Below are 1,569 nucleotides of genomic sequence, written 5' to 3' on the forward strand. Positions count from 1 at the left end.
CGGCGAGCGTCACATAGGCAAGCGTGTAAGGCTCGGGCACGCGGCGCATGGTCGAGTGCGTGTAGATTTCGCCCTTGCCGGAAGCTTCCTTCCATTCGGTGTCGGAGCTGGCGCAGAACGGGCAGATCGAGCGCGGGTAGAAGAAGTTCTTCTTGCAGCCCTTGCAGAACTTGATCCTCAGCTTGCCGCTCGCGGCCCCGTCCCAGTACGGCTGGCTCTCGGGATTGATAAATGCCGCCGGAAATTGACGCTCCGCCATCACACGCGCTCCATAATAAGTGTTCCCGAACCGTGCCGGACGCCGAGCGAACCGCCCGTGCCGTGCGCCAGCGCGATATCGCAGTTCTTGACCTGCACCTTCGGATGCGCTTCGCCGCGCAACTGGCGCACCGCCTCGATCACCTTGGTGATGCCGCCGCGGTTGGCCGGGTGGTTATTGCACAGGCCGCCGCCGTCGGTGTTGAACGGCAGCTTGCCGACGCCCGAGATCAGGTTGCCGTCGGAAACGAACTTGCCGCCCTGGCCCTTTTCGCAGAAGCCGAGATCCTCGATCTGCATCAACACCGTAATGGTGAAGCTGTCATAGATCGATGCGTACTTGATGTCGGACTGCTTCACGCCCGCTTCCGCGAACGCGATCGGCCCGGACCAGCGCGCACCCGAATAGGTCAGGTCGGTGTCGCCGCCGTTCTGGCCCTTCGGCGCCTCGCCGGCGCCAATCACCTTCACCAGCGGACGCTTGAGGCTCTTGGCCACTTCCGGGCTGGTCACGATCAGCGCGCCGCCGCCGTCGGTGATGACGCAGCAGTCCAGCCGGTGCAGCGGGTTCGAGATGATCGGCGAATTGACGACCTGCTCGACGGTCACGACATCGCGCAGGAACGCGTGCTCGTTATATTGCGCATGATGGGAGGCTGCGACCTTGATCCAGGCGAGCTGCTCGCTGGTGGTGCCGTATTCGTGCATGTGCCGGGTGGCGACCATGGCGTGCATGGTGGCGATGGTGCGGCCGTAGGGCAGCTCGAAGCTCTCGTCGGGCACGCCCACGCCGGCGGAGCGCACCGCGGTGCCGGTCTGCATGCCTTCGGCGCGCGGCCGGCCGGCCAGCGTGATCAGCGCCACGTTGCACTTGCCGGCGATGATCGCCTCGACAGCATGGCCCACGTGGATGACGTAGGAGGAGCCGCCGGATTCCGTGGTGTCGTAGTGGCGCAGCTTGGTCAGGCCCATGTAGTCGATCATGGACAGGCCGCCCATGCCCGGCGCGTCACCGGCGCAGAAGTAGCCGTCGATGTCGCTGGCCTTCAGGCCGGCATCCTGCAGGGCGCCGTAGGCGACCTCGGCGTGGAGCTGGGCGGTGGACTTGTCCTCGGCCTTGCGGGTCGGGTGCTCGAAGGCGCCGACGATGTAGGCGGGATTCTTCATGGGGCTGGGGGCCCTTTCCTGGCGGTCATCGCATCCTCCCGATCGTGTTCGATGCTTCGCCGCCGAGCCTCGCGCCGTGCCGGGGCGGCGTCAACCAAGGCCGCGGAGCGGCGTCGGCCACGGCCGCGGAGCGGCGTCGGCCAC

Annotated in this window: 2 protein-coding genes; both read right to left on the bottom strand. The window is 66.5% G+C overall.

Features of this window, described 5'->3' with window-relative positions; translation table 11 throughout:
• Window positions 1-259 (bottom strand): Zn-ribbon domain-containing OB-fold protein (locus AC30N0_RS04395; RefSeq protein ID WP_489516715.1); only part of this gene is annotated, 259 nt, incomplete at its 3' end.
• On the bottom strand, window positions 259-1,425 hold the full coding sequence (locus AC30N0_RS04400) for a thiolase domain-containing protein (protein ID WP_489516716.1): 1,167 nt from the start codon (window positions 1,423-1,425) through the stop codon (window positions 259-261). The genes AC30N0_RS04400 and AC30N0_RS04395, both read right to left, overlap by 1 nt.
• Window positions 1,426-1,569: the final 144 nt, after the last annotated feature.

It is taken from the genome of Rhizobacter sp., from assembly GCF_031412495.1.
In the GTDB taxonomy this organism is placed as follows: domain Bacteria; phylum Pseudomonadota; class Gammaproteobacteria; order Burkholderiales; family Burkholderiaceae_C; genus Schlegelella_A.